The following is a 26,006-nucleotide window of genomic DNA, read 5'->3' as shown; positions in this document are numbered from 1 at the left end:
GGAGGCCGGTGGGCCTCCCCGCGCTCCTCACTTGATCGATCCGGCGGTCAGGCCGCCGACGACCTTGCGCTCGATCAGCGCGAACAGGATGATCACCGGGATCGTGGCGATCACCGACCCGGCGAACAGGTTCTGCCAGTCCACCTGGTACTGCCCGATGAAGGAGTTCAGCGCCACGGTGAGCGGCTGCTTCTCGGGCGTCGTGGTCAGCGTGAGCGCGACCACGAACTCGTTCCACGCCGCGATGAACGTGAAGATCAGCGCCGTGATGACCCCGGGCATGGCGAGCGGCAGCGTGATGCGGAACAGCGCGCCGAAGCGCCCGTTTCCGTCGATGAAGGCCGCCTCCTCCAGCTCGCGGGGGATCGAGGAGAAGTAGGCGTTCAGGATCCACACCGCGAACGCCAGGTTGAACCCGCCGTTGACCAGGATCAGCGACCAGATCGAGTCGACCAGCCCGAACTGGTAGAACTCGCGGTAGATGCCGACCAGCATGGCCGTGGGCTGGAACATCTGGGTGATCAGCACCAGGATCAGGAACGCGGTCCGCCCCCTGAAACGATGCCGGGCCGAGTAGTACGCCGCGGGCAGCGCCACCAGGAGCACCAGCACGGTGGAGCCGGCGGCCACCTTGATCGTGACCCAGAGGTTGCCCGCGAGTCCGCTGCTCCAGAAGCCGGCGAGGTTCGACCACACCCACTCGTCGGGCCAGAACGTCACGTCCCGCAGCGAGTCCTGGCTGCGCAGCGAGGTGAGCAGCATCACCACGTACGGGAACAGGAAGATCAGCGCGATGACGTAGGCGGCGGCCGCGACGAGCACGGTCTTGAGCCGGGGCAGGTGGCGCACGGCGGCGCCGCGGTTCGCGGCCCGCGACGCGGGCGGGGTCCTGCGGGGGGCGGTCCCGACGGCCATCACGCCACCTCCTTGTTCCACCGCGACACCCGCAGGAAGATCACGGTCAGCACGACGACCATGCCGAAGTTGACCACGGACATGGCGGCCGACTCGCCGATGTCGGAGCTCTTGAGGATGAACATGAGGATCGTCGAGGTGGCCGTGGAGTAGCCGGGCTGCCCGTGGGTCATGGCCCAGATGATCGGGAAGCTGTTGAAGACGTTCATCATGTTGATCAGCGCGGCCACGGTGAGCGCGGGACGCAGCAACGGCAGCGTGACCGACCAGTACGTACGCAGCCGTCCCGCGCCGTCCATCCTGGCCGCCTCGTAGACGTCGCCGGGGATGGTGGCGAGGCCGGCGAGCAGCGCGTACGTCGTGAACGGCACCGACACGAACACGGCCACGAACACCAGCCACGGCATGGCCGTGGAGGCGTCGCCGAGCTGGTCGGCCGCCGCGCCGCCCATGGCGTCGATGAGCCCGAGTTTGAGGCGGATCTGGTTGATGACGCCCACTTCGGGGTCGAGCATCCACTTGAAGATGATCGCCGTCATCAGCACGGACGCCGCCCAGGGCGCGATGAGCGCCCAGCGGGCGACCTTGCGCAGCGGGAAGCGCTGGTTGAACAGCTGGGCGAGGGCCAGCGAGACCAGCACGGTGAGCACGACGACCGCGACCACCCAGATCACGCTGCGGAGCATGATGTCCGCGAAGTCCTTCTCGTTGACGAGCTTCTCGTAGTTCGCCCACCCGTTGCCGCCCTGGACCACGCCGAACCGGCTGATCTTGAGGAACGACGACCGGATCATCTCGATCACCGGCCAGAGCACGACCACCGCGATGAGCACGACGGCCGGCCCGACCCAGGCGAGGGGTTCGAGGGCGCGCAACCTTCTCATGCAAGACCTTCCACGTGGGACAGTGCCGTCATGGGAGGCGGCCCGGCGCCCGTCACGGGCGCCGGGCCGGCCGCCGTGATCAGCCCGCCTCGGCGACCTTCTGCAGCTCGCCGAGGACCTTGGCCGGGTCCTCCTTGACGGCGCCGCCGATGGTCTGCTTGATCGCCGGGTTCACCTCGGCCCACTTCGGGTCCTGGAAGGGGTAGAAGCTGGCGTTGGGCAGCGCGTCCAGGAACGGCTTCAGCTTCTCGTCGCCCGACAGCTTCTCGATGCCGCCGTTGGTGACCGGCAGCAGCTTGTAGGTGTCGGAGATCTTCTGGGCGGCGTTGCCGGTGTAGAAGAAGTCGAAGAACTTCTTGATCTCGGCGGCGTGGCCGTTCTTGTTGAACGCCATGATCCAGTCCATGACGCCGAGCGTGGTGTCGAGCGGCCCGCTCTTGCCGGGGATGGGCGCGACGCCGTAGTTCTTCAGGCCGGCCGCGTCGAAGATCGGGATCGACATGGGGCCGCCGTTGACCATGCCGACCTTGCCGGCGCCGAAGTCCTCCCAGACCGTCTTGCGGTCCTTGGTGCCGGGGTTGGGGGTGGTCAGGCCGGCGTCGACCAGGCCCTTCATGTAGGTGAAGGTCTCGACGTTCTGCGGGGAGTTGATGGCCCACTTGCCGGAGGCGTCCTTGTAGCCGCCGCCGTTGCCGAGCATCCACAGGAACGACTCGCCCTGGGCCTCCTCCTGGCCGAGGGGCAGGCCGAACGGCTGGGTCACGCCGGCCGCCTTCAGCTTCTCGGCGGCGGCCTTGAGCTCGTCCCAGGTCTTGGGGGGCTCGCTGATGCCGGCCTTGCTGAACAGGTCCTTGTTGTAGAACATGGCGCGGGCGGAGGAGACGAACGGGATGCCGTACGCGGTGCCGTCGACCTTGCCGAAGTCGGCGAACTTCTGCAGCAGGTCGCCGGAGACGTTCGGGGAGAGGACCTCGTCGGTCTTGTAGAGCAGCCCGTCCTTGACGAAGCCGGAGTAGTCGCCGGTCTGCAGGATGTCGGGCACCTGGCCGTTCTGGACCATGGTGGCGACCTGCTTGTCGATGTCGTTCCAGTTGATGACCTGGACGTCGACCTTGATGCCGGGGTTCGCGGCCTGGAACTCGTCCACGACGCCCTTCCAGAACGTCTCGCCCGAGTTCGGCTTGCCCGGTCCGTCGCCGTAGTCGGCGGCGACCATCTTGAGCGTGACCTCGCCGCCGGAGGACGCCTGGTCGCCGCTGCCGCTGCCGCTGCCGCCGTCGCCCGAGCCGCAGCTGGTCAGGACCAGCAGCGTGGCAAGGCTGAGAGCGGCGCCGCCCACAAGCTTCATGTTCACTGGAGATACCGCCTTCTCGTCGGACGGGTGACGCTGGTCCGTACCAGTGGTCGGACCCCGCCCAGGGGGATGACCTCACGGAGGGCGCTGCCATACCTGGAGGCCCTCCGTGTTTGCGCAAGCGTAAGCGAGCGTTCCCCGCCCGGTCTATACCGGGCTATTGCGGTTCGACAACAGTCACCGCGACCGTGACGCACAACCGGTCTAGACCAGATGTCAGGTGATCTTCCGCCGGACGTTCTCGCCGCCCTCGGGCGCGCCGATCCACGGCCCGTCGATGGACGGGTCGAGCACGCCGTCCTCGACGAAGTCGTAGCGGCCGTCCAGGACGTACCCGGCCAGCCGGACGTCCCTGGCGTCGGTGTTGTCCCAGAGCCGGTCGAGCAGCGTGTCCACCCGGCGTCGCGCCTGGTGGCAGAAGGTGTCGGCCAGCTCGTACGGCCGCCGCCCGAGATCGGCGGAGTCGGCCTCGGCCTTGACGCAGACGGCGGTCATGGCGAACAGCTCCGCCCCGATGTCCACGACCCGCCCGAGGAACGCCTGCCGGTGCTCCAGCCGGCCCTGCCAGCGGGACATCGCGTAGAAGGTGGACCTGGCCAGCTTCCTGCTGGTCCGCTCCACGAACCGGAGGTGGGTGGCGAGGGGGCCGAAGGCGGCGTACCCGCCGGGCAGGGTGCCCGTACCGGCGACCAGCGTGGGCAGCCAGCCGGCGTAGAAGCGGCCGGCCCGCTTGACCGCCTGGGCGCGCTCCTGGCGGGAGGCGTCCGGGTTGATCAGCTCGCCGGCGGCCGACAGGTGGGCGTCCACGGCCTCGCGAGTGATCGCCAGGTGCATGATCTCGGTGGAGCCCTCGAAGATGCGGTTGATCCGGGCGTCGCGCAGCATCTGCTCGGCGGGCACGCCGCGCTCGCCGCGCGCGGCCAGCGACTCCGCGCTCTCGTAGCCGCGCCCGCCCCTGATCTGGACCAGCTCGTCCAGCACCTGGTAGCCCATCTCCGAGGCGTACAGCTTGCCGAGCGCGGCCTCGATCCTGATGTCGTTGCGCTTGTCGTCGGCCAGGCGGCAGTTGAGCTCCATGACGGCCTCCAGCGCGTACGCGGTGGCCGCGATGAAGGCGATCTTCGTGGCCACGGCCTCGTGCCGGCCGATGGCGTGGCCCCACTGCACCCGGGCGTTGCTCCACTCGCGGGCGATCCGCACCGCCCACTTGGCGTTGCCCGCGCAGGTGGCGGGCAGGGAGAGGCGGCCGGTGTTCAGCGTGGTGAGCGCGATCCGCAGCCCGTCGCCCTCGCGCCCGATCAGGTTCCCCGCGGGCACTCTGACCTGGCGGAACTCGGTGACGCCGTTCTCGATGCCGCGCAGGCCCATGAACGTGTTGCGCCGCCTGACCGTGATGCCCGGCGAGTCGGCCTCGACCACGAACGCGCTGATCTTCTTCCCGGTCCGCGCCATGACCACGAGCAGGTCGGCGATGACGCCGTTGGTCGTCCACAGCTTGACGCCGTCGAGCACGTAGTCGTCGCCGTCGCGGACGGCGGTGGTCGCCAGGCGGGCCGGGTCGGATCCCACGTCGGGCTCGGTCAGCAGGAACGCCGAGATCTCGCCTCTCGCGCAGCGCGGCAGGAACGCGCGCTTCTGCTCCTCGGTGCCGAACAGCTTCAGCGGCTGCGGCACGCCGATCGACTGGTGCGCCGACAGCAGCGTGGCGAGCGCCGGGCAGTACGAGCCGACGAGCATGAGGGCCCGGCAGTAGTACAGGTAGGGCAGGCCGAGCCCGCCGTACTCCTCGCCGATCGTGATGCCGAACGCGCCCAGCCCGGCCAGGCCCTTGACCACGTCGTCCGGGATCTGCCCGGTCCGCTCGATGAGCGCGGGATCGACGTGCCGTTCCAGGAAGTGGCGGACCGCCCGGACGAACTCCTCCCCCCGCTTGGCGGCCTCGTCGGGGAGCGCGGGCGCCGGATGGACCAGCTCCAGCCGGAAGTCGCCGAGGAAGAGCTGCTTGCCGAAGCTGGGCCTGGCCCACTCCTGCTCGCGTGCCTGCTCACCGACCGCTCTGGACTCCTCGTACCTGGTTTGCTGCGTCATCCGCGCCTCCCGACGTCGCGCCGTCCCGGCCCCGGATATATGCCCTCTTTGACAGGGGGGCGAGCACAGACCTGACTTTCGTCAGGGGTGCCGCTGCCCGGACGGCAGATCCGGAGGGGGGCTCACCTTCCCTAGGTTTCCTGCCATGAAATCCCTCCTGGTCAGCCTCTTCGCGGCGGGCGCGCTCTTCCCGACCCCCGCCGCTCCCGCCCTGACTCCCGCCGCCGTGGACGCGTACGTGCGCGACGCCGTCGCCACCACCGGCCTGCCGGGCGTGTCGGTGGTCGTGACCCATGGCGGCCGGGTCGTGCACGCCGCCGGCTACGGCCACGACTCCGAGGGCCACCCAGTCACGGCCGGCACGCCGATGCGGGTGGCCTCGCTGAGCAAGGCGTTCACCGCGACGGCGGTGATGACGCTCGTCGAGCGCGGCAAGATCCGGCTGGACGACCCGGTCGCCGCGCAGCTCCCCGGCTTCAGGATGGCCGACCCGCGCGCCTCCCGCGTCACCGTGCGCCAACTGCTCAACCAGACCTCCGGCCTGTCGGACAGCACGGTCGACGTCAACGCCCTGGAGGAGACGAACACGCTCGCCGCCTACACCGCCCGGCTGTCCGGCGGGCGGCTGCGGGCCGAGCCGGGCACCCGCTGGGAGTACTGCAACGTCAACTACGACCTCGCCGCCCGGCTGGTGGAGGTGGCCGGGGGCCTGGACTTCGGCGCGTACCTGCGCGAGCGGGTCTTCGGGCCGCTCGGCATGACCTCCAGCGCCGTCAGCGACCAGGTGGTCCGCCCCGCCGACGGCTACAACTCCGTCTACGGGGCCTGGCTGCCGCGCCCCGAGCTGCCCGCCTTCCTCAACGGCAGCGGCTCGGGCGGCGTCGTCACCACGGCGGACGACATGGGCAAGTGGCTCATCGCCCAGACCGGGGACGGCCGGCCGCTGGTCGGGAAGCGGAGCCTGGAGACCATGCACACGCCTGTCGCGATCCGCCGGTACGGGATGGGCTGGGGCGTGGAGGAGGAGACCGGGCAGCTCGTGCATTCCGGCAACCTGTTCACGTACACGGCGGTGGCCGCCCTCTCGCCGCGCACCGGGTACGGCTTCGCCGTCATGAGCAACAGCGCGGCCCTCCAGGACGACACGTACACGATCATGCAAGGGCTGACGGCGCTCAGCGAGGGCCGCGTGCCCGAGCCGCCGGGCGCCGACCGGCGGCTCTACGACGGGATCCTGGCCGCCATCGCGCTCGTGGCGGCCGGGCTGGGCGTGCTGGGCGTGCTTCGCGCCCGCCGCTGGGCGGGCCGGCCCCGCCGGTGGTACGTGCTCCGGCTGCTGCCCGCCCTGCTGCCGGCCGTGGTGCTGGCGACCTACCCCGACTGGGTGTCGTTCCTCATGAACGGCAGGACGGTCACGTGGGCCCAGCTCACGTACTTCGCGGCGCCGCTGTCGATCACGCTGCTGGTGGCCGCCCTCGCGGGAGCCGCCGTCACGCTCGCCCGCGTGCTCGCGCTGCGGGGACAGAACCGCTGAGCGCACGGCGGGCCGCCGGGACGGCGGCGTAGCTCACGGCCAGGGCGGCCAGGGCGAGCGCGGCGGCGGCGAGACCGAGCCAGCGCAGGCCGCCCGCCGCCACCAGGCCGCCGCCGAGCGCGGAGCCGGCCGCGATGCCGATGTTGAACGCGCACACGTTCACCGACACGGCCAGCGTCGGGGCGCCGCCCGCGTGCCGCAGCAGCAGGCTCTGCAGCACGGGTGTCGTGGCGGAGGTCAGCAGGCCGAACGCGAGCACCACGGCCACGGCCGCCACCGGCCACCCCAGCGCGAACGGGAACAGCGCCAGCACCACCGCGAGCCCGGCGAACGTCACGCGCACCGTGGCCGGCAGCGACCGGTCGGCCAGCCGTCCCGCCACCAGGCCGCCCGCCAGCCCGCCCAGGCCGTACACCAGCAGCAGCGCGGACACCGCCGCCGGAGCGAACCCGGTGATCCGCGACAACGCGGGCGCGAGGTAGGTGAACACGGTCGAGGTGGCCGCCAGCCCCACGGCGGTGGTCGCGATCACGACCGGCACCGGCCGGCGCAGCATCGTCCGCAGCTCGGCCGCGACGCTGGTGTCCGGCGCGGCCTCCCTGGGCAGCACGGCGGCCAGCAGCGCGACGGCGGCCAGCGCCAGCACCGCGAGCCCCGCGAACGGCGCCCGCCACCCGGCCCCGTCCCCCACCAGCACGCCCACCGGCACGCCGAGCAGGGTCGCTGCCGAGAACCCGGAGCCGACGACCGCGATCGCCGTCCCCACCCGATCCGGCGCGACCGCCCGTACGGTCAGCATGAGCGCCAGCGTCAGGAACGCGGCGTGGCTGAGCGAGGCGACCACCCTGCCCGCGATCAGCAGCCCGTACGACCCGGCGAAGGCGCAGATCCCGTTGCCCGCCGCGAACAGCACCAGCAGCCCCAGCGCCAGCCCCTTGCGCGGCAGCCGGACCGTCGCGATCGTCACCAGCGGCCCACCGGCCACGACGCCCAGCGCGTACGCCGTCACCGCGTGCCCGGCCGTGGACAGCGTGACGTCCAGGTCCGCGGCCACCTGCGGCAGCAACCCGGCGATCAGATACTCGGAGGTGCCGACGACGAAGACGCTCGCCATGAGCATGGCCGGCACGAGAAGACCCTGTCTCATGCGGGTACGCTAAAGTCTCACATGGATGTGAGAGTCAATCGGCCGTGAGGGAGATCACATGCGGATCGGCGAGCTCGTCCGGCGCACCGGCGTGAGCGAGCGGCTGCTGCGCTACTACGAGGAGCAGGGCCTGCTGGCCCCGGAGCGCCGTCCCAGCGGCTACCGCGACTACACCGAGGCCCACGTGGAGACCGTGCGCCGCATCCGCTGCCTGCTGTCGGCGGGCCTGTCCACCTCGACGATCGCGACCGTGCTGCCCTGCCTGGAACCCGAGGGCGAGGTGCTGGCCCCGACGTGCCCGGACGTGCTGGGGCGGCTGCGCGGCGAGCGCGAGCGCATCGACCGCGCGATGGCTGACCTGGGCGAGTCCCGCGACGCCCTCGACCGGGTGATCGCCGCGGCCCGGGTGTGAGCGCCGCCCCCCGTGACGTGCGGAGGCGGCGCTCCCTTCCTGCTACCTGCTCCTAGAGCCGCTCGATGATCGTGACGTTGGCCTGGCCGCCGCCCTCGCACATCGTCTGCAGGCCGTAACGGCCGCCCGTGCGCTCCAGCTCGTGCAGGAGCTTGGTCATCAGGATCGCGCCGGTGCCGCCCAGGGGGTGGCCGAGGGCGATGGCGCCGCCGTTGGGGTTGACCTTGGCCGGGTCGGCCCCGAGCTCGTGCGTCCAGGCCAGCGGCACCGGGGCGAACGCCTCGTTGATCTCCACGACGTCGATCTGGTCGATCGACATGCCGGCCTTCTTCAGCGCCCGCTGCGTGGCGGGGATCGGCGCGGTCAGCATGTAGACCGGGTCGTCGCCCATGAGCGCGAGCTGGTGGATGCGGGCGCGCGGGGTCAGCCCGTGGTCCTTGACCGCCTGCTCGGAGGCGATGAGCACGGCGCCCGAGCCGTCGGAGATCTGCGACGAGGTGGCCGCGGTGATCTGGCCGCCCTCCTTCAGGGTCTTGAGCGTGCCCATCTTCTCCAGGGTGGTGTCCGCCCGCGGGCCCTCGTCGTCCTCGACGCCGTTGATCGGGGCGATCTGCTCCTTGAAGTAGCCGTTCGCGATGGCCTTGGCGGCGCGCTGGTGCGACTCCAGCGCGAACTGCTCCAGGACCTCGCGAGTGTAGCCCCACTTCTCGCACATCAGCTCCGCGCCGCGGAACTGCGAGATCTCCTGCTTGCCGTACCGCTCGACCCACATCTCGCCGAACGGGAACGGCATCCCCATGTCCAGGGCGGCCTTGATGGACGAACCCATGGGGACGATGCTCATCGACTCCACGCCGCCGGCCACGACGAGGTCCTGCGTGCCGGACATGACGCCCTGGGCGGCGAAGTGGATCGACTGCTGCGAGGAGCCGCACTGGCGGTCGATGGTGACGCCGGGGACGTTCTCCGGCAGACCGGCCGACAGCCAGGCGTTACGGGCGATGTCCATGCTCTGGGGGCCGAACTGCATGACGCATCCCAGAATGACGTCCTCGACCGCGGCAGGGTCCACACCGGTGCGCTCGATGAGCGCCTTCAGCGTGTGAGCGGCCAGGTCAGTGGGGTGGACGGTGGAAAGACCGCCCTTCTTCTTGCCGACCGGGGTGCGGACCGCCCCGACGATGTACGCCTCTGCCACAGTGCCTCCTGGAAACCGAGCATTATTCGGTTACTAAGGGCAGCCTACAACAGAACGACGTTCTGGCGCTGCTCACTCCGAGGGGAGAAGGTCCTCCGCGGCGTCCACACGGAACCGCCACCGGTCCACCACCAGCCCGTTGAGCTGGTCGGCGAGCTCCAGCGCCAACGCACCCAGCTTGGCCGGCTCGTCACCGCGCAGCTCGATCGCGGTCAGCTCGGTCGCGAACGGCAGCAACTCCCCCACCGCGGGCGGCTGCCCCTTCTGCGGCACCAGCACGGCCCGGATCTCCCCCGCCGTGAACGTGAACTCGTCGTCCTCCTGCGGCTCCAGCAGCGGCGCCAGCTCCTCGGCCGACGGGCGCACCGGGACGATCACCGCCGGACCCGCGTTGTCCTCGTCGGCCGGGTCGCTCACCTCGCCGCGGCAGACCGCGAGCCCCTTCAGCCGGAACGCGATGCCCTCGGCCAGGAACCGGTCGAAGAAGTCCAGCGGCAGCGGCCCCTCGCCGGCCACCCGCACCGCCCACGACTTCTCCAGCACGCCGCCCGTCAGCTCGGGCTCCGCCTCCACGGGGGCGCACACCCGTACGTCCGTGGCCACGACGTCGTCGCCGTCCAGGCGGGCGCCTGGATCGGCCAGCCGTACGACGCGCAACAGCTCGGCCGGCTGGACCTTGGACGGCAGCACCGCCGTCGGGCCCGTACGCAGTCTCCGCTTGGCCATCCAGCCCATGCCCGCCTCCGCGCTTGCCAGTGAGCCGCTCTATGCGGTCAGCTTCGATAGGAGCTCGTCATCGTCGCGTAGACGATGATGTTGTCGGTGTAGTGCCCGGTACGCCGATCGTAGGTCCCGCCGCAGGTGATCAGGTGCAGTTGGGCGTTGTCCTGCGGCCCGTAGACGCGCTGCGTCGGGAACGTCTTCTTGTTCGCCTGCTCCACGCCGCCCACGGTGAACACCGCCGTGGTCTTGTCCTGCCGCTTGACCTCGATGGTGTCGCCGTTCTTGATCTCCGGCAGCCTGCTGAACACCGCGCTGCGCGTCCTGGTGTCCTTGTGCCCGAGCAGCACGGCCGGGCCCGCCTCGCCCGGCGTGGACATGCTGCGATACCAGCCCACGAGGTTGGGGTCGTCCGAGGGCGGCACCTCGATCGTGCCGTCCTTGGCCAGGCCGACGGTCTTGACCGGGGCGTTGATCCCCAGCCGCTTGATCACGACCCGGATCGGGGTGGACGGCAGCATCGGCGGGGCCGGGGTGATCTGCGGCAGCGGCGGCGGCGCGTCCGGGTCGGCCTGGAAGAGCGCCTGCTCCGGGTTGTTGCCCGCGGCGTGCGGCTGGGACGGCAGCGCCAGGCTGTCGCGGTTGTTCGCGGCCAGGCCGTACTCGTCGGGCGAGCCCAGCACGATCAGCAGCCCGGCCACGACCGTCACGACCCCGGCGACGGCCGCCACGATCAGCACCGCCCTGAGCGCCGTGCTCCCCTTGTCCGGCTGCGGCGGCTGCGGGGCCGGATGGCCGCCGCCGTACGGGTGGTATCCCGACACCGCGCTCAGCCCCTGGTGGCGTTGCGCCGGCGCATGAGCAGCCCGCCCAGTGCGGCGGCCCCGATCAGCGCGGTCCCGGCCAGGATGAACGTCCGCCCGTCAGGACCCATCATGCCGCCCGCACCGGTGTCCGCGCCCGACTTGGGGGTCTGGGACTTCTTCGTGGAGCGCTCGCTGGACGGGGTGACGGTGACGATCTCGGTGGTCGTCTTGGTCGGCCTCGGGGTGGAGGTGGTGGGCGTGGGCGTCGGGGTGCCGGTCCCGGTGTTGGTGGGGGTGCCGGTGCCCGTGGGCGTGCCTGTGCTTCCGGTCGTCACCACGAAGTGCGCCGACGGCCCCCCGGACGCGCCGGGCTCGCACTCGTACCAGGTCTCGCCGTTGACCTGGAGCTCGAAGTTGCCGCCCTTGAGCCCGATCGTGCCCGTCGCCGTCGGCTTGATCACCATCGTCATGGCCACCGCCGGCATGGTGGCGCCGGGCGAGATGGTCGTGAACTGTGTGGCGGCGCCACTGGCGGTGATCGAGGTGGACGGCATCGGCGAGCCGCTGGGGTTCACCGTTCCCCTCGCGACGATGGTGCTGGTCGGGGTGATCTGCTCACTGGCGGTCGCCGCCGGCGAGTGCGACGGGGTCCCGGTCGGGGGCTTGACGTCCCACGTGACGGTCACCGTCGCGTTGGGCGTGACCGCGCTCGCCGGAGTCCTCAGCTCCATGTTGAACCAGTAAGGGGACTTCGCGGTCGCAGGCCCGCAGTTGTAGACCACATCGACCGGGGCGGCCAGCGCGGCCACCACCGGCAGCCCACCGAAGATCCCTGCACCGAGGACGGCCATGGCGGATGTCTTGAGGGCGAGGCGGCGCCGCGCCTTGGACGTCAGCACTTCCATCTCCAATTCAGCACAGGTTGGCGGGAGTGTGCCAGCTCGCCAATTCTTGGTCTCGGCTAGGTCAAGATCTTACGAACTCTACCTGTCAACTTCCCGTAAACCGTCAAATCGGTTGCTCCCGGTCAGACCTTCTTCTTCGAGAGCGTGGCGTACACGACGATGTTGTCCTTATAGCTGTGCGCTCCCTTGTTGTAGACGCCGCCGCAGGTGATCAGCCGGAGCTGCGCGCCCTCGGTGTTGCCGTAGACCCGCTTCGTCGGGAACGTCGTCTTGCTGACCTGCTCGATCCCGCTCACCGTGTAGCGGGCGACCTTGCCGTCCGACCGGTACACGTAGATGTTGTCGCCCTTCACCAGCTCCGAGAGCCGGGCGAAGACGGCGGGGCCCTTGCGGGTGCTGACGTGCCCGTTGATGATCGTCGGGCCGTTCTCGCCCGGGAGCGGGGAGAAGCGGTACCACCCGGTCTGGTTCGGCTTGCTCAGCGACGGGGTGCCCAGGTTGCCCTTGAGGTCCACCGTGACCTGGCCGACCGGCGAGTTCACCTTGATCTTCGGGATCTTGATCCGCGACGGCTTGGCCTTGACCTTGGCCTTCGTGGTCTTGGCCGCCGGGATCGGGGCTACGGTCGGCACCGCGGCCAGCGGCGGCGGCGCGTCGATGCGGGCCGGCGTCAGGCCGCTCTTGCCGCCGGGGCCGACGGTCGGCGGCAGCACGAACGCGCCCGCGTTCTCGATCTGCACCGTGGACGGCTGGCCAGCCGCCAGGGGGCCGCCGGGCCCGGAGCCGTCGTCCACCGTGGGCGCCAGCGAGAGCAGGCCCACCATGACGGCGCCCACCCCGGCCAGCGAGCCCGCGATCAGCAGGCCCGGCAGCGCCTTCTCGAGAGTCGTCTTCTGCTTCTGCTCGCTCATCACTTCACACCTCCGGCGTGCGCGGCGCGGCGACGCCACAGCACCAGGCCGCCCGCAGCGCTGCCCATGATCATCGCGGAGCCGCCCGCGATCAACGTGTACGCCCCGGAGTCCATCGGCGGATCCGGCGCCTCACCGGTGTTCACGCCGCCCTTGGGGGTCTTGACCACCTGCGGCCTGACGTACTTGGTCACGGTCGGGGTGGCCGAGGTCGAGGCGGTGGGAGTGGCGGTGCTGGTGCCGCCGGGTCCGACGATCACGATCCCCGGGTGGGTGTACTGCGAGCTCGGCGACGGCGAGTGCGTGCCGGTGGCCGTGTTCGTCGGGGTGCCGGTGTTGGTCGGCGTCGGGCTGGTCGGCGGAGTGGTCGTGGGGCCGGTGGTCGTGGGCGGCGGGCTCGTCGGGGCGTCGTGGCCCTTGACGGTGATCTCGACCACGTCCGGCGCGCTGGTCACCACGCAGTTGGCCCGGTGCAGCGTCGGCGGCTCGATCATGGCGCCGGTGTGCACCTTGAACGCGTCCAGGTGGATGGGCGCGTTGTCCAGGTTGCGGATGATGACGGTGTGCTTGCCGTACGGCAGGTCCACCCGCTTCCACAGCGAGACGTTGCCGTTGATGGCGTTCGTCGGCTGGCCGCTCTCGGTCTTGGTGGGATCGACGACGCCGGTGGTGTCGTCGTCGACGCGCACGCGCACCTTGCTGACGCCCGGCATCCGGCGGCCGATGTACTCGAAGCCGGTGCCGAGGAAGTCGATCCTGGCCGTCGAGTCCACCTGAGGGCTGGTGTGCACGTCGCGCAGGTGGTCGCCGTACTCGACCGGGGTGGCGGGGTCATGGACCCAGGGACCCTGGTACTTGATGCGGTTGAGCTCGTCATTGTTGATCGTGACCACGCCGGCCGGCGGGATGAAGTCCACGGTCATGCCCTGCGGGCGGAGCTGGATCACGCCCTCCTCGGTGAGGTGGGCGGAGGAGCTGAGGCCGGCCGGCGTCTCCAGCCGGACGTTGGGCTGCAGCGCGGACTGTTCCTGGGTGCCGTGCGCCTCCAGGACGCCGTTCCAGGCGCCGTCCAGCTTCATGTTGGCGACGATGCTGGTGAGGGCACCGGCCTCGAAGTAGTCCGGGGAGAGGAATCTGCGGGTGTTGGTGTACTCGAGGGTCCAGGAGAGGTTCATGGCGCTGCCGACCTCGACCACGGTGGGGATGTTCACCCGTGCCTTGATCGTCACCGGGTTGTTCCCGGCGATGCCGCCGGTGCAGCTGTAGTTGACGACGAGATTGAACGACTCCGCCTCGGCGGGCGTCATGACTAACGCCGCCGACGCGGCCATGCCCACCCCTGCGGCGATCAACGCCTTGCGCCACCGACTCACGGGAGACTCCGATCACCCACAAATAGACCGAGGGTAGATCCTAGAGTCGCGAAGACCGACAACACATACGGAACGCCCCATCTTCCATCACTTGTGATGAAGCCGTGTCCAGTAACAGAATCCCGTTCTGGAGGTGGCTTATGGAGAGAGATCTTTTCGACGAGGAGCACCTGCTCTTCCGTGAGACGGTGCGCGAGTTCATGACCCGCGAGGTGGTGCCGCATCACGCGCGGTGGGAGAAGGAGGGCATCGTTCCGCGCGAGGTCTGGAAACAGGCCGGTGAGCTGGGGATGTTCGGGTTCTCGGTGCCCGAGGAGTACGGCGGCGCGGGCGTCAAGGACTTCCGCTACAACGCGGTGATCGTCGAGGAGATCATCCGGCACGGCGCGTCCGGCCTCGGGTTCTCGCTGCACAACGACGTCATGGCCCCGTACGTCGTGGATCTCACGAACGACGAGCAGAAGCAGCGCTGGCTGCCCGGCTTCGTGAGCGGCGAGCTGATCACCGCGATCGCGATGAGCGAGCCCGGCGCGGGCAGCGACCTGCAGGGCATCAGGACGACCGCGGTCCGCGAGGGCGACCACTACGTCATCAACGGCCAGAAGACCTTCATCACCAACGGCATCAACGCCGACCTGGTGGTCGTGGTCACCAAGACCGACCCGGCGGCCAGGGCCAGAGGCACGACGCTGATCGTCGTCGAACGGGGCACGGAGGGCTTCCAGCGCGGGCGCAACCTGGACAAGGTCGGCATGAAGGCCCAGGACACCGCCGAGTTGTTCTTCGAGAACGTCCGGGTCCCAGTCGCCAACCGCCTCGGCCCGAACGACGGCGAGGGCTTCTTCCAGCTCATGCACAACCTGCCTCAGGAGCGCCTGTCGATCGCCGTGGCGGCGGTGGCCTCGGCGGAGTCGGTGCTGGAGCAGACCATCGAGTACTGCAGGTCCCGCCAGGCCTTCGGCCGCAACATCGGCTCGTTCCAGAACACCAGGTTCGTCCTGGCCGAGCTGGCCACCGAGACCGACATCGCCCGCCACTACGTCGACAAGTGCATCATCGCGCTCAACGCCGGCAAGCTCACGGCGGTGGACGCGGCCAAGGCCAAGTGGTGGACCACCGAGCTGCAGAACAAGGTCATCGACCGCTGCCTCCAGCTCCACGGCGGCTACGGCTACATGACGGAGTACCCGGTGGCGAGGGCCTGGCTGGACAGCCGGGTGCAGACGATCTACGGCGGCACCACCGAGATCATGAAGGAGATCATCGGCCGGTCCTTCGATTTCTGACCGGAAACCCGCGGGGCCGCGCGCGGCCCGGCCCCGCGCCGCATACTGGACAGCATGGAATCCGGCGGCCTGATCCTCCTGGTCTTCCTGGCGTTGCTGTTCGCCTGGCTGCTCAACCGGGTGCGCCGGGCCTTCCGCCTGGGAGCCGTGGGCTACGCGGGCGTGATGATCGTGTTCATCATCGCCATGCTGCTCGTCTGGGGCCAGACGAAGGTCTAGCGCAGCCCTTCCACGAACCGGGTGAGCAGCCGGGCGAACTCCGCCCGCTCGGCCGCCGTCCACGTCCGCGTGACCGCGGCGAAGCTCGCCTGCCTGCTCTCCCGCGCACGGGCCAGCGCGGCCCGTCCGGCGCCGGTCAGCACCAGGTGCGAGCGCCGGCCGTCGGCCTGGTCGGCCTCGCGCCGCACCAGGCCGCCCGTCACGGCGGCGGCCACCAGCCGGCTCGCCCGCGGCTGGTCCACGCCCAGTGCCTCGGCCACCCCGGTCACCGTGACCGGCCCGCCGGCGCCCTCGATGACGTCGAGGACGTCGTGCTCGGGGCCCGCGCCGTCGGCCGCGGCGAGGGCGCGCCGCCGCTGCCTGCGCCTGATGGCGACCATCGCGCGTTCGATGGCGGCGATGTCCTTGTCCTCGTGCATAGGGTGGCGATGCTACCCCGGCGCGAACGGCTGGATCGCGTCCAGGATCACCCGCGCGACCAGCGCGGGATCGTCGCTCATCGGGACGTGACCGCACCCGTTCAGCAGCTTGACCCGCTGCCCCGACCACCGCGCGGCGCGGACCGCCTGTCTGCGCGGCAGCAGCCGGTCGTGCTCGCCCCACGCGATCGTGATCGGCGACTTGGGCGGCCCGGGCGGCATGAGCCCCTCGAAGGAGGCGAGCGTCTCGTCGAAGCCGGGCGCGGCCGCCAGCGCCTGCGTGGCGGCGATCAGCGCCATGGGCTCCAGCCGGGAGGGGCGGGCGACCAGCATCCCTGCGGACAGGGCCCGCGAGGCGGGCTCCTCCGCCATGCGGGCGGCCTGCTCGGGCGGCAGGGCGCGGGCCGTGGCGCGCAGCGCGCGCAGCACCGTGCGGGCGTACAGGAACTCGGAACGGGTCCAGAAGCCGGCCGGCGACAGCGCGACGGCCGAGCTGACGACCCCGCGGGCGGCCAGTTCGAGCGCGAGGTAGCCGCCGAGCGAGTTGCCCGCCACAGCGGGCTCGCGGATGCCGAGCAGCGCGCAGAACGACTCGACCGCGTCCGCCAGCGACTCCGGTGTGTACGGGACACCCGCCGGCAGCTCCGGCGAGTCGCCGAAACCGGGCAGGTCCAAGGCGATGACCGTGCGCGCGGCGGCGAGCCGGTCCATCACCGGCAGCCAGGCCTGCCAGTGGTGCCCGATGCCGTGGATGAGGATCAGCGGCGCGCCGGTGCCCCGCCGTTCGAAGGCCAGGTCCATGCAGCCAGTAGAGCACTCACCTGCCGCGAGTGGGAATCTCGAACCATACGGCTTTGCCTTCCTTGGTAGGACGCGAGCCCCAACGCCGGGCAAGCTGGTCCACCAGGTAGAGGCCGCGCCCGCCCTCGTCGTTCTCGCCGGCGCTGCGGATCCGCGGCAGGCGCAGGTCCTGGTCGAACACCTCGACCCAGACCGCCTCCTCGCCCCTGCGCAGCCGGAGCGTGAACTCCTTGTCGCCGATCGCCTCGTCCTCGAAGCCCGGCATGTCCCAGGACTCCTCGAACGGCAGCGGCGGCCCGTCCACGGACAGCTCCCTGCGCGGCACGGTCGCGGTGGAGGCGTGCAGCACGACGTTGGTGACGACCTCGGAGACCAGCAGACAGGCCAGCTCGGCCCGCTCCTCGGGCACGTTCCAGCCGGAGAAGGCCTCGCCGGCCATCCGCCGCGCCTCGCCGACCATGATCGGCTGCGCCGGGAACGTACGCTCCTCGACGTCGAGATCGACGTCGCTGGAGCGGACCACCAGGATCGCCATGTCGTCGTCGATCTCGCCGGGCACCGCGACCGTGGCGGTCTCGGCGATGCGCTCGACGTCGGCGTCGGACAGCTTGGACAGCTTCTCGCGGAGCACGCCCAACGTCTCGGATTCGCTCGGCGGGTGGCCGTCGCGGCCGGGCCGCCGGTCGACCAGGCCGTCGGTGTAGAGCAGCAGCGCCGCGCCCGGCGGGAGGGTGCGCGTCTCCTCCTTGTAGACCAGGTCGGCGTGCAGGCCCTTGGCGCGGACGCCGAGCGGCTGGCCGACCTCCTCGATGTCGAGCTCCACGCACTGGCCGTCGACCAGCAGCAACGGCGGGGCGTGCCCGGCGTTGGCGAAGGACAGCTGCCGCGACCAGGCGTCGTAGACGAGGTATTGGCAGGTCACAATGGGCGGGATGCTGATGTCGGCGCCGCTGTCGTCCTGCTCGGGCGTGGCGATGATGCGGGTCCACTCGTCGAGCCTGGCGAGGATGTCGGCGGGCGACTTGTCGTCCTGCGCGAAGGCCCTCAGGGCGGCCCTGAGCTGGCCCATGACGGCCGCCGCCTTGGCGCCCCGGCCCTCGACGTCGCCGATGACGATGCCGACCCGGCCGGCCGACAGCGGGATCACGTCGTACCAGTCGCCGCCGACCTGGGTCTGGATGCCCTGCCCGTGGGAGGCCAGCGGAGCCGCCGGGTAGTAGCGCACCGCGATCTGCAGGCCGTCGAGACGGGGCAGCGCGCCGCGCGGCAGCAGATATTTCTGGAACGACTCGGCGGTGTGGCGCTCCTCCTCGAACAGCAGCGCGTTGTCGATCGCGACCGCGACCCGGGTGGCGATCGCCCCGACGAAGTCACGGTCGAAGGCGTCGTAGTGGGGGCTGCGGCGGTCGGTGAGGTTGGACAGGCCGAGGTACATCAGGCCCAGGGTCTCGCCGCGCACCAGCAGCGGGGCGACGATGGCCGAGGTCATGCCGATCTCGCCGCACAGGCGGGCGCTGCCCTCGCTGGGCGCGGGGAAGCTGCCGCCGGCGAAGTCCTCGACGAGGATGGTCTCCTGGCGGCGCAGCGCGGTGTCGGCGTAGTGGCCGATGGGGTAGCGGATCTCCGCGCCCACCGGCTTCCATGTGCCCGACGGCGGGGTCCACCCCTGCACGTGCTGCGCGACCCGCCGGACGAGGCGGTCGCCCTCCATCAGCTCGATGAAGCAGTGGTCGGCGAACTGCGGGACGAGCATCTCGGCGACCCGCTTGAGCGTCTCCTCGACGTAGAGGGAGCCGGCCAGCCGCTCGCCGATGCGCTCCAGCAGGCCGAAGCGGTCCTTCTCGCGCTCGTTGCTGCGCAGGGCCTCGCGGGCGGTGATCACGATGCCGGTGACGGCTCCGGAGGTGTGGCGCAGCGGCACGGCCTGGGCGCGGACGTAGACGATGGTGCCGTCGCCGCGCTTGACGTCGAAGGTGCCCTCCCAGACCCCGCCCTTGAGCACGTGCTTGGCCAGCTCGATCGCCTGCGGGTGGTCCTTCTCCATGATCCCGAGGGACAGGACGGAGGTGTCCCGCGGCGCCGCGCCGCCCGGGCGGCCGAACAGCTTCTCGGCGAAGGGGTTCCAGTAGAGGAGATTGCTGAAACGGTCGGTGACGACCACTGCCATCTCGGCATGGTCGAGAACGGACCCGGCGGCGAGATGATCAACCCCGTCCTGCGACAGATCCCCCCAACGCTTCATCCGAAGACCACTCCTCGGGGTGGCGAGCATGCACAGCGAACCACGAGCGCTCCTGCAACAGTCTTGGTCTGGGGAGAGTGGAGGGCCTCCCAGAAGGGATTCAACCAAGCCGCTGCGCGCACGTCAGCGCTTGGAGACAAAAACGTGCGCGGCAACATCACGCGGAAGCTCCGCGGGATTGTCGTTCGCGTCACCGTCACCTGTCACCCGCACACCGTCGTCGCTCGCCGCGAGCGTGACCTCGCGTCCGGGTTGTATCCCAACTTGCTTGAGTTTAAGCATCACAGCGGGATCACTTTGCACTTGTTCGCTAATTCGCCGCACCACCGCGGGCACGCCCATGGGGCCCACCGCGATGTCGCTCATCGACGCGAGCCCGTCGGGAGCGGCCTCGGCCGGCTCCTTGGCGCCGAGCTCCGCCAGGCCGGGGATGGGGTTGCCGTGCGGGCAGACGGTGGGGTTGTCGAGCAGGGTCACCAGCCGGGCCTCGACCGACTCCGACATCACGTGCTCCCAGCGGCACGCCTCGACGTGGACCTCTTCCCATGGCAGGCCGATGACCTGGGTGAGCAGGCATTCGGCGAGGCGGTGCTTGCGCATCACGCGGGTGGCGAGCTGGCGGCCCAGGTCGGTCATCGCGAGGTGGCGGTCGCCCTCGACCCGGACGAGCCCGTCGCGCTCCATGCGGGCGACGGTCTGGCTCACGGTGGGGCCGCTCTGCTGCAGGCGCTCGGCGATGCGGGCACGCAGCGGGACGATGCCCTCCTCCTCGAGCTCGTAAATCGTGCGGAGGTACATCTCCGTCGTGTCGATCAGGCCGTGTGCGGTCAAGGCAGTCCTCCCAACTGAATGTTACGTCGGTCGTGGCGGGGACTGAGCCCGTCCGCCTCGGGCACGTAGGTCACGCAGGGAACCCTATTGGGAGAACGACCGACGATGGTCAAGGACGGCAACAACGGCGCGAGCGACTTCCTTCCCGACGTGCTCGACCTCGCGTCGCTGCGCGCGGCGGCGGCCCGCTGCGAGGGCTGCGGGCTCTACCGCGACGCCACGCAGACGGTGTTCGGCGAGGGCCCGAGGAAGGCGGCGTTCATGCTCGTGGGCGAGCAACCGGGCGACCAGGAGGACCGGCAGGGGCATCCGTTCGTGGGCCCGGCGGGCCGCGTGCTGGACAGGGGGCTGGAGGAGGCGGGCATCGCGCGCGACGACGTCTACCTGACGAACGCCGTCAAGCACTTCTCCTGGGTGCCGCGCGGCAAGCGGCGCATCCACCAGAAGCCGACGGCCGCCGAGATCACCGCCTGCCGGCCGTGGCTGGAGGCCGAGCTGGCCGTGGTGGAGCCGCGCGTGGTCGTGGTGCTCGGCGCGACGGCGGCGCGTTCGCTGCTCGGGGCCGCGTTCAGGGTGACGCGGCACCGGGGCGAGGTGGTGCCGCTCGGCGACCGACTGGCGGTGGCGACGATCCACCCGTCGGCCGTGCTGCGCGCCCCCGACCGGGAGGCCGCGTACGCGGGCTTCCTGTCCGACCTCCGCGCGGCGGCGGACGTCGCCTAGCCCGCCCGCTCGGCCACCAGGTCGGCGCGGTAGTTGCGGAAGCCCGCGACCGACAGCCCGACCACCAGCACCACGGCCGCGCAGGCGAGGCCGCCGCCCACCCAGGCGCCGCTCAGCCCGATCATCGTGGCGGTCGCGCCGGCCCGCAGGTCGCCGAGGCGCGGCCCGCCGGCCACGACCACCATGAAAGCGCCCTGCATCCGCCCGCGCATCTCGTCCGGCGCGTAGAGCTGGAGTATCGACTGCCGCCACACCGACGAGATCACGTCGGCCACGCCGCCGACGGCCATGAACGTCACCACCAGCCACAGGTTCCCCGTCATCCCGGCGGCGGCGACGGCGAGCCCCCACACGGCGATGACGACGACCAGCGCGACGCCCTGCCGCCGCACCCGGCCGACCCAGCCGGAGAACAGCGCGCCGACGACGGAGCCGATGGCCATGGCCGCGTTGAGCCAGCCGAGCGCGAGCGCCGAGCCGCCGAACCACAGGTCGGCCGCCTCGGGGAAGAGCGCCCTCGGCAGGGCGAAGACCATGGCGATGATGTCCACGACGAACGACATGAGCAGCACGGGGCTGCGCACGATGAAGGCGAGCCCCTCCAGCACCGCCCGCGCGCCCGGCCGGGTCACCTCGCCCAGCGGGGGCAGCGGGGGCAGCTTGAAGGCCGCGTAGAGGCCCGCGGTGAACAGCAGGGCGTCCACGGCGTACGCGGCCGCGTAGCCGCCGCCCACGAGCAGCAGGCCGCCGACCATCGGCCCGATCACCGCGCCGATGCTGTAGACCAGCGAGTTGAGCGCGTTGGCGGCGGGGACCAGCTCCGGACGCAGGATGCGGGGGATGATCGCGCCCCGGGTCGGCCCGGTGATGGCGAACCCGGTGGCGTTCACCGCGACCGCGGCGAAGATCACGTAGACGTTGTCGAGCCCGAGCAGCGCCTGGACGAGGATGAACAGCGTCGCCGTCCAGGCCACGGCCGAGCCGGCGAGCAGCAGCTTGCGCCGGTCGACGGCGTCGGCCACGGCCCCGCCCCACAGCCCGAAGACGACGAGCGGGACCAGGTTGGCGAGGCCGAGCAGCCCGACCCAGAACGAGGACCCCGTGATGTCGTAGACCTGCTTGCCGACCGCGACGACGGTGACCCCGACCCCTACGTGCGAGACCGCCTGGCCGAGCCAGATCCGCCGGTAGGCGGGCACGCCGAGCGGCCGGGTGTCCACGAGATGACGCTTGATCAAGTCCCCGAAAGCCACTTACCGAACATTAAGGTGCAAGTCTCTCCAGAACCCATCCGGGTGGCGTCCGCCGGTAGCGGAGCCGGTCGTGCATCCGGTCGAGCTGCCCCTGCCAGAACTCCATCTCCACCGGATGGACACGGAACCCGCCCCAGAAGTCGGGCACCGGCGGCTCCTCCGGCCAGCGCGCCGCCAGCTTCTCGTAGCGGGCGTCCAGCTCCTCCCGCGAGCGTACGACGGCCGACTGCCGCGACGCCCACGCGCCGATGCGGGAGCCGTACGGGCGGGAGTTGAAGTACTCGGCCGACTCCTCGTGGGAGATGCGGCTCACGGTGCCGTCCACGCGGACCTGGCGGCGGATGGCGTGCCAGGGGAACAGCAGGGACGCGCGGGCGTTCTCGGCCAGGTCGCGGCCCTTGCGGGACTCGTAGTTCGTGTAGAAGACGAAGCCGCGTTCGTCGTAGCCCTTGAGCAGGACGATGCGGGCGCTCGGCCGGCCGCCCGCGGAGGCGGTGGCGAGCACCATGGCGTTGGGCTCCGGGATCCCGGCGGCCGTGGCCTCCTGGAACCAGAGGGTGAACTGGGCGAACGGGTCGGCCGCGAGATCGGCTTCGAGCAGCGGCTCGCCCTCGTACGTGCGTCGGAGCCCCGCCAGCGAGGGCGGGCGCGGGGTGGCATCCACGAGACGGTATTGTTGCGCGCTCGTGTGGTAGATCCCACTACACCGCTCCCCACCAGCGGCTTTGGCGCTTCGGCGGGTCCGGAGACCGAGCACGAGCTGGGAGGGGGTTAAATTGACCCGCCGGTATCTCGACATCAAGGCTTTGCATTGCCGGAACATGGCAGAAAGGGAGGCGGCCGAGTATGTCCGACTTCAAACCCGGACTTGAAGGCGTCGTAGCTTTCGAGACCGAGATCGCGGAACCGGACAAAGAAGGGGGCGCCCTTCGATACCGGGGCGTCGACATCGAAGAGCTGGTCGGCCGTGTCCCCTTCGGGCACGTTTGGGGCCTGCTGGTCGACAACACGTTCCAGCCGGGTCTGCCCCCGGCGGAGCCGTTCCCCATCCCTGTCCACTCCGGTGACATCCGCGTAGACGTACAGAGCGCGCTCGCCATGCTGGCTCCGGCCTATGGCTTCAAGCCGCTGCTCGACATCAGCGACGAAGAGGCCCGCGACCAGCTCGCCCGCGCTTCGGTCATGGCCCTGTCGTTCGTGGCGCAGTCCGCCCGCGGACTCGGCCTGCCGATGGTTCCCGAGAGCAAGGTCGACCAGGCCACGAGCATCGTCGAACGTTTCATGGTCCGCTGGCGCGGCGAGCCCGATCCCAAGCATGTGAAGGCCATCGACGCCTACTGGACCTCCGCCGCCGAGCACGGCATGAACGCCTCCACGTTCACCGCCCGCGTCATCGCCTCCACCGGCGCCGACGTGGCAGCCTCGCTCTCCGGCGCCGTGGGCGCCATGTCGGGCCCGCTGCACGGCGGGGCCCCGGCCCGCGTGCTGCACATGATCGAGGGCGTCGAGCAGCTCGGCGACGCCAAGAAGTACGTGCAGAGCGAGCTCGACAAGGGCAACAGGCTCATGGGCTTCGGCCACCGCGTCTACCGCGCGGAGGACCCGCGGGCCCGTGTGCTGCGCCGCACCGCCAAGGAGCTCGACGCTCCCCGGTACGAGGTCGCCGCGGCGCTGGAGCAGGCCGCACTGGAGGAGCTGCACGCCCGCAAGCCCGACCGGGTGCTCGCGACCAACGTGGAGTACTGGGCGGCCGTGGTGCTCGACTTCGCCGAGGTTCCCTCCAACATGTTCACCGCGATGTTCACCTGCGCCCGCACGGCCGGCTGGGCGGCGCACATCCTGGAGCAGAAGCGCACGGGCAGGCTCGTCCGCCCCAGCGCCAACTACGTCGGCCCGTCCTCGCGTCCGCTGAGCGACGTGCCGGGCGCCGACGAGGTCGTCGGCAAGCTCTGACACCCCCTGACCGGACCCGGCTCCGGTGACGATACGGACGGCCGCCGCGTGGCTCGCACCCGCGCGGCGGCCGTTCCATGCCCGCCTGCCCCGCCCCCTGTCCGCGCGCGTCCGGCAGGGCCGCTGACCTGGGCACATGGCGGCGAAACGCGTCAATCTCAGATGTCGGACCCCGTGCGAGCCACCCGGCGCCGGTCGGTAGGCTCGACCATGTGGCTGACATCGTGATTCCCGCTGACATCAAGCCCGCCGACGGCCGCTTCGGCTGCGGGCCCTCGAAGGTTCGCCCCGAGCAACTGGCCGCGCTCGCCGCCTCCGGGGCGGAGTTCATGGGCACCTCGCACCGCCAGAAGCCGGTCAAGAGCCTGGTCGGCCGCGTACGCTCCGGTCTCGCCGACCTGTTCTCGCTGCCCGAGGGCTACCAGGTGGTCCTGGGCAACGGCGGCACCACCGCGTTCTGGGACATCGCCGCCTTCGGGCTGGTGCGCGAGAAGTCGCAGCACCTGTCCTTCGGCGAGTTCTCCTCGAAGTTCGCCGCCGTCACCAAGAAGGCGCCGTGGCTGGCCGAGCCGAGCGTCATCAAGTCCGACGTCGGCACCTACCCCACGGCGGTCGCCGAGGACGGCGTCGACGTCTACGCGCTCACCCACAACGAGACCTCGACCGGCGTCGCCATGCCGATCGGGCGGGTCGGCGGCGACGACTCCCTGGTGCTCGTGGACGCCACCTCCGGCGCGGGCGGCCTGCCGGTCGACATCGCCGAGACCGACGTCTACTACTTCGCGCCGCAGAAGAGCTTCGCCTCCGACGGCGGCCTGTGGATCGCGCTCATGTCGCCGCGCGCCCTGGCCCGCGTCGAGGAGATCGCCGCGACCGACCGCTACGTGCCCGAGTTCTTCAGCCTGCCGATCGCGATCGACAACTCCGGCAAGGACCAGACCTACAACACCCCGGCCGTGGCCACGCTGTTCCTGCTGGCCGACCAGCTCGACTGGATGAACGGCAACGGCGGCCTGGCCTGGACCACCGCCCGCACGGCCGACTCCAGCTCGCGCCTCTACACCTGGGCCGAGAAGTCGTCCTACGCCACGCCGTTCGCCGCGCCCGAGTTCCGCTCGCAGGTGGTCGGCACGATCGACTTCAGCGACGACGTGGACGCCGCCGCCGTGGCCAAGGTGCTGCGCGCCAACGGCATCGTCGACACCGAGCCCTACCGCAAGCTGGGCCGCAACCAGCTCCGCATCGCGATGTTCCCGGCCATCGACCCGGCCGACGTCGAGGCGCTCACGACCTGCGTCGACTACGTGGTCGAGCGCCTCTAGCGCTCCGCCCGAGTTCCCCGCCTGCGCGCTCAGTAGGCGGGGATCTCCTTTTTGGTCCTGCGGCGCAGCAGCCAGCCGGCCAGCACGCCGGCGAGCAGCCCGCACAGGTGTCCCTGCCAGGAGATGCCCGGCTGGTTGGGCAGCAGGCCGGCCAGGATCCCCCAGTAGGCGATGCCGACGCCCACGGCGATGGCGAGGTCGAGCAGGCGCCGGTCGAACAGCCCCCGGGCCATGATGTAGCCGAAGTAGCCGAAGACCAGCCCGCTCGCGCCCACCGTGGGGATCGCGGGGCTGATCAGCCACGTGCCGAACCCGCCGACCACGATGATGATCAGGGTGGCCCAGAAGAACTTGCGCAGGTCGCGCAGGCCGGCGAAGAAGCCCAGCACGAGCAGCGGCAGCGAGTTGGCGATGAGGTGCCCGAACCCGCCGTGCAGGAACGGCGTGAAGAGGATGCCGAACAGCCGGTCGGGATCCCCTCCCCGAAGCGCCAGGGTCTGGTCCAGCGCGCCGTTGAGGAAGACGTCGACGATCTCGACGATCCACATGATCGCGAGCATGGCGGCCACGATCAGGAACGCGCTCAGCGCGCCCGAGAGCAGCGACCCCGCGCCTCGCTTGACGGAGTCGAACCTCGAACCCGAATAGTCGCCCATGCGCTCTCCCGGTAGCTTGTTCCCTCTTTCTTTACCGTAAGCGGAGAGAGCTAT

The 26,006-nt window shown here is 70.7% G+C and carries 25 protein-coding genes; 7 read left to right on the top strand and 18 right to left on the bottom strand.

Going from position 1 to position 26,006, the window contains the following annotated elements; all coding sequences use genetic code 11:
• Positions 1-27 precede the first annotated feature (27 nt).
• The 4 genes from BMW85_RS12215 to BMW85_RS12200 form a co-directional block, all read right to left on the bottom strand.
• Positions 28-915 (bottom strand): carbohydrate ABC transporter permease, encoded by an 888-nt coding sequence (locus BMW85_RS12215; RefSeq protein ID WP_177240629.1) that lies wholly within the window; start codon positions 913-915, stop codon positions 28-30.
• Entirely contained in the window at positions 915-1,799 is an 885-nt protein-coding gene (locus BMW85_RS12210; RefSeq protein ID WP_245774737.1) for a carbohydrate ABC transporter permease, read from the bottom strand. The genes BMW85_RS12215 and BMW85_RS12210 overlap by 1 nt, the downstream gene beginning before the upstream one ends.
• 79 nt (positions 1,800-1,878) lie before the next feature.
• Positions 1,879-3,147, bottom strand: a complete 1,269-nt coding sequence (locus BMW85_RS12205; protein WP_091080754.1) for an extracellular solute-binding protein — start codon at positions 3,145-3,147, stop codon at positions 1,879-1,881.
• 222 nt (positions 3,148-3,369) lie between these two features.
• Positions 3,370-5,241, bottom strand: a complete 1,872-nt coding sequence (locus BMW85_RS12200; protein ID WP_091080574.1) for an acyl-CoA dehydrogenase family protein — start codon at positions 5,239-5,241, stop codon at positions 3,370-3,372.
• Between the two features lie 145 nt (positions 5,242-5,386).
• Between BMW85_RS12200 and BMW85_RS12195 the strand changes: the two genes are divergently transcribed.
• Positions 5,387-6,775, top strand: a complete 1,389-nt coding sequence (locus BMW85_RS12195; protein ID WP_091080571.1) for a serine hydrolase domain-containing protein — start codon at positions 5,387-5,389, stop codon at positions 6,773-6,775.
• On the opposite strand, the gene BMW85_RS12190 is transcribed toward BMW85_RS12195, so the two are convergent.
• On the bottom strand, positions 6,732-7,922 hold the full coding sequence (locus BMW85_RS12190; protein WP_091080570.1) for an MFS transporter: 1,191 nt from the start codon (positions 7,920-7,922) through the stop codon (positions 6,732-6,734). The genes BMW85_RS12195 and BMW85_RS12190 overlap by 44 nt on opposite strands.
• A gap of 58 nt (positions 7,923-7,980) precedes the next feature.
• On the opposite strand from BMW85_RS12190, the gene BMW85_RS12185 reads away from it, so the two are divergent.
• The gene (locus BMW85_RS12185; RefSeq protein ID WP_091080567.1) at positions 7,981-8,334 is read left to right on the top strand and encodes a MerR family transcriptional regulator; all 354 of its coding nucleotides are present in this window, start codon (positions 7,981-7,983) and stop codon (positions 8,332-8,334) included.
• A 52-nt stretch (positions 8,335-8,386) separates the two neighbouring features.
• Here the strand turns inward: BMW85_RS12185 and BMW85_RS12180 are convergent, their stop codons facing one another.
• From BMW85_RS12180 to BMW85_RS12155, 6 genes are all read right to left on the bottom strand, one after another.
• Complete coding sequence (locus tag BMW85_RS12180; RefSeq protein WP_091080565.1) at positions 8,387-9,532, bottom strand: acetyl-CoA C-acetyltransferase; 1,146 nt, start codon at positions 9,530-9,532, stop codon at positions 8,387-8,389.
• Between the two features lie 72 nt (positions 9,533-9,604).
• Positions 9,605-10,258: a hypothetical protein gene (locus tag BMW85_RS12175; RefSeq protein WP_143082231.1), complete on the bottom strand. Its 654-nt coding sequence runs from the start codon at positions 10,256-10,258 to the stop codon at positions 9,605-9,607.
• Positions 10,259-10,305: 47 nt separating this feature from the next.
• The gene (locus tag BMW85_RS12170; protein WP_091080561.1) at positions 10,306-11,076 is read right to left on the bottom strand and encodes a class F sortase; all 771 of its coding nucleotides are present in this window, start codon (positions 11,074-11,076) and stop codon (positions 10,306-10,308) included.
• Positions 11,077-11,081: 5 nt separating this feature from the next.
• Positions 11,082-11,957, bottom strand: coding sequence for a hypothetical protein (locus BMW85_RS49505; protein ID WP_177240628.1), 876 nt, complete (start codon positions 11,955-11,957; stop codon positions 11,082-11,084).
• A 128-nt stretch (positions 11,958-12,085) separates the two neighbouring features.
• Positions 12,086-12,874, bottom strand: a complete 789-nt coding sequence (locus tag BMW85_RS12160) for a class F sortase (protein ID WP_091080558.1) — start codon at positions 12,872-12,874, stop codon at positions 12,086-12,088.
• Positions 12,874-14,247 carry a hypothetical protein gene (locus tag BMW85_RS12155; RefSeq protein ID WP_143082230.1) on the bottom strand — a complete coding sequence of 458 codons (1,374 nt, stop codon included), beginning with the start codon at positions 14,245-14,247 and terminating at the stop codon, positions 12,874-12,876. Before BMW85_RS12155 ends, BMW85_RS12160 begins: the two co-directional genes overlap by 1 nt.
• Positions 14,248-14,387: 140 nt before the next feature.
• Between BMW85_RS12155 and BMW85_RS12150 the strand changes: the two genes are divergently transcribed.
• On the top strand, positions 14,388-15,533 hold the full coding sequence (locus tag BMW85_RS12150; protein ID WP_091080554.1) for an acyl-CoA dehydrogenase family protein: 1,146 nt from the start codon (positions 14,388-14,390) through the stop codon (positions 15,531-15,533).
• 54 nt (positions 15,534-15,587) lie between these two features.
• The gene (locus BMW85_RS49500) at positions 15,588-15,752 is read left to right on the top strand and encodes a hypothetical protein (RefSeq protein WP_177240627.1); all 165 of its coding nucleotides are present in this window, start codon (positions 15,588-15,590) and stop codon (positions 15,750-15,752) included.
• On the opposite strand, the gene BMW85_RS12145 is transcribed toward BMW85_RS49500, so the two are convergent.
• The 4 genes from BMW85_RS12145 to BMW85_RS12130 form a co-directional block, all read right to left on the bottom strand.
• Positions 15,749-16,171 carry a MarR family winged helix-turn-helix transcriptional regulator gene (locus tag BMW85_RS12145; protein WP_091080552.1) on the bottom strand — a complete coding sequence of 141 codons (423 nt, stop codon included), beginning with the start codon at positions 16,169-16,171 and terminating at the stop codon, positions 15,749-15,751. The two genes, BMW85_RS49500 and BMW85_RS12145, sit on opposite strands and share 4 nt — an antisense overlap.
• Positions 16,172-16,183: 12 nt before the next feature.
• Entirely contained in the window at positions 16,184-16,972 is a 789-nt protein-coding gene (locus tag BMW85_RS12140; protein WP_091080550.1) for an alpha/beta fold hydrolase, read from the bottom strand.
• A 16-nt stretch (positions 16,973-16,988) separates the two neighbouring features.
• Positions 16,989-19,214: an ATP-binding SpoIIE family protein phosphatase gene (locus BMW85_RS12135; protein WP_091080548.1), complete on the bottom strand. Its 2,226-nt coding sequence runs from the start codon at positions 19,212-19,214 to the stop codon at positions 16,989-16,991.
• Between the two features lie 123 nt (positions 19,215-19,337).
• Positions 19,338-20,045 (bottom strand): iron-dependent transcriptional repressor DtxR, encoded by a 708-nt coding sequence (locus tag BMW85_RS12130; RefSeq protein WP_091080546.1) that lies wholly within the window; start codon positions 20,043-20,045, stop codon positions 19,338-19,340.
• A gap of 87 nt (positions 20,046-20,132) precedes the next feature.
• On the opposite strand from BMW85_RS12130, the gene BMW85_RS12125 reads away from it, so the two are divergent.
• Positions 20,133-20,768: a UdgX family uracil-DNA binding protein gene (locus BMW85_RS12125; protein WP_245774736.1), complete on the top strand. Its 636-nt coding sequence runs from the start codon at positions 20,133-20,135 to the stop codon at positions 20,766-20,768.
• Here BMW85_RS12125 and BMW85_RS12120 read toward each other — a convergent pair.
• Together BMW85_RS12120 and pdxH are read right to left on the bottom strand one after the other, a co-directional pair.
• On the bottom strand, positions 20,765-22,021 hold the full coding sequence (locus BMW85_RS12120) for an MFS transporter (protein WP_245774735.1): 1,257 nt from the start codon (positions 22,019-22,021) through the stop codon (positions 20,765-20,767). The genes BMW85_RS12125 and BMW85_RS12120 overlap by 4 nt on opposite strands.
• 10 nt (positions 22,022-22,031) lie before the next feature.
• Entirely contained in the window at positions 22,032-22,685 is a 654-nt protein-coding gene (gene pdxH, locus BMW85_RS12115) for a pyridoxamine 5'-phosphate oxidase (RefSeq protein ID WP_091080542.1), read from the bottom strand.
• 182 nt (positions 22,686-22,867) lie between these two features.
• Between pdxH and BMW85_RS12110 the strand changes: the two genes are divergently transcribed.
• Both BMW85_RS12110 and serC read left to right on the top strand, forming a co-directional pair.
• Positions 22,868-23,974 (top strand): citrate synthase 2, encoded by a 1,107-nt coding sequence (locus BMW85_RS12110; protein WP_091080539.1) that lies wholly within the window; start codon positions 22,868-22,870, stop codon positions 23,972-23,974.
• A 212-nt stretch (positions 23,975-24,186) separates the two neighbouring features.
• Positions 24,187-25,296, top strand: a complete 1,110-nt coding sequence (serC, locus tag BMW85_RS12105) for a phosphoserine transaminase (RefSeq protein ID WP_091080537.1) — start codon at positions 24,187-24,189, stop codon at positions 25,294-25,296.
• A gap of 29 nt (positions 25,297-25,325) precedes the next feature.
• On the opposite strand, the gene BMW85_RS12100 is transcribed toward serC, so the two are convergent.
• Positions 25,326-25,952 (bottom strand): rhomboid family intramembrane serine protease, encoded by a 627-nt coding sequence (locus BMW85_RS12100; RefSeq protein ID WP_091080535.1) that lies wholly within the window; start codon positions 25,950-25,952, stop codon positions 25,326-25,328.
• Positions 25,953-26,006: the final 54 nt, after the last annotated feature.

The organism is Nonomuraea wenchangensis (assembly GCF_900111685.1).
Taxonomy (GTDB): Bacteria; Actinomycetota; Actinomycetes; order Streptosporangiales; family Streptosporangiaceae; genus Nonomuraea; species Nonomuraea wenchangensis.
This window is presented reverse-complemented; position numbering and strand designations above follow the sequence as displayed.

Bases quoted from the DNA above. Each gene is read 5' to 3' on its own strand.
- BMW85_RS12195 (WP_091080571.1), top strand. From the start codon at position 5,387: ATGAAATCCCTCCTGGTCAGCCTCTTCGCGGCGGGCGCGCTCTTCCCG.
- BMW85_RS12190 (WP_091080570.1), bottom strand. From the start codon at position 7,922: ATGAGACAGGGTCTTCTCGTGCCGGCCATGCTCATGGCGAGCGTCTTC.
- BMW85_RS12150 (WP_091080554.1), top strand. From the start codon at position 14,388: ATGGAGAGAGATCTTTTCGACGAGGAGCACCTGCTCTTCCGTGAGACG.
- BMW85_RS12205 (WP_091080754.1), bottom strand. From the start codon at position 3,147: ATGAAGCTTGTGGGCGGCGCCGCTCTCAGCCTTGCCACGCTGCTGGTC.
- BMW85_RS12210 (WP_245774737.1), bottom strand. From the start codon at position 1,799: ATGAGAAGGTTGCGCGCCCTCGAACCCCTCGCCTGGGTCGGGCCGGCC.
- BMW85_RS12175 (WP_143082231.1), bottom strand. From the start codon at position 10,258: ATGGCCAAGCGGAGACTGCGTACGGGCCCGACGGCGGTGCTGCCGTCC.
- BMW85_RS12160 (WP_091080558.1), bottom strand. From the start codon at position 12,874: ATGAGCGAGCAGAAGCAGAAGACGACTCTCGAGAAGGCGCTGCCGGGC.
- BMW85_RS12110 (WP_091080539.1), top strand. From the start codon at position 22,868: ATGTCCGACTTCAAACCCGGACTTGAAGGCGTCGTAGCTTTCGAGACC.
- BMW85_RS49500 (WP_177240627.1), top strand. From the start codon at position 15,588: ATGGAATCCGGCGGCCTGATCCTCCTGGTCTTCCTGGCGTTGCTGTTC.
- BMW85_RS12100 (WP_091080535.1), bottom strand. From the start codon at position 25,952: ATGGGCGACTATTCGGGTTCGAGGTTCGACTCCGTCAAGCGAGGCGCG.
- BMW85_RS12135 (WP_091080548.1), bottom strand. From the start codon at position 19,214: ATGAAGCGTTGGGGGGATCTGTCGCAGGACGGGGTTGATCATCTCGCC.
- BMW85_RS12185 (WP_091080567.1), top strand. From the start codon at position 7,981: ATGCGGATCGGCGAGCTCGTCCGGCGCACCGGCGTGAGCGAGCGGCTG.
- BMW85_RS12145 (WP_091080552.1), bottom strand. From the start codon at position 16,171: ATGCACGAGGACAAGGACATCGCCGCCATCGAACGCGCGATGGTCGCC.
- BMW85_RS12140 (WP_091080550.1), bottom strand. From the start codon at position 16,972: ATGGACCTGGCCTTCGAACGGCGGGGCACCGGCGCGCCGCTGATCCTC.
- BMW85_RS12215 (WP_177240629.1), bottom strand. From the start codon at position 915: ATGGCCGTCGGGACCGCCCCCCGCAGGACCCCGCCCGCGTCGCGGGCC.
- BMW85_RS12200 (WP_091080574.1), bottom strand. From the start codon at position 5,241: ATGACGCAGCAAACCAGGTACGAGGAGTCCAGAGCGGTCGGTGAGCAG.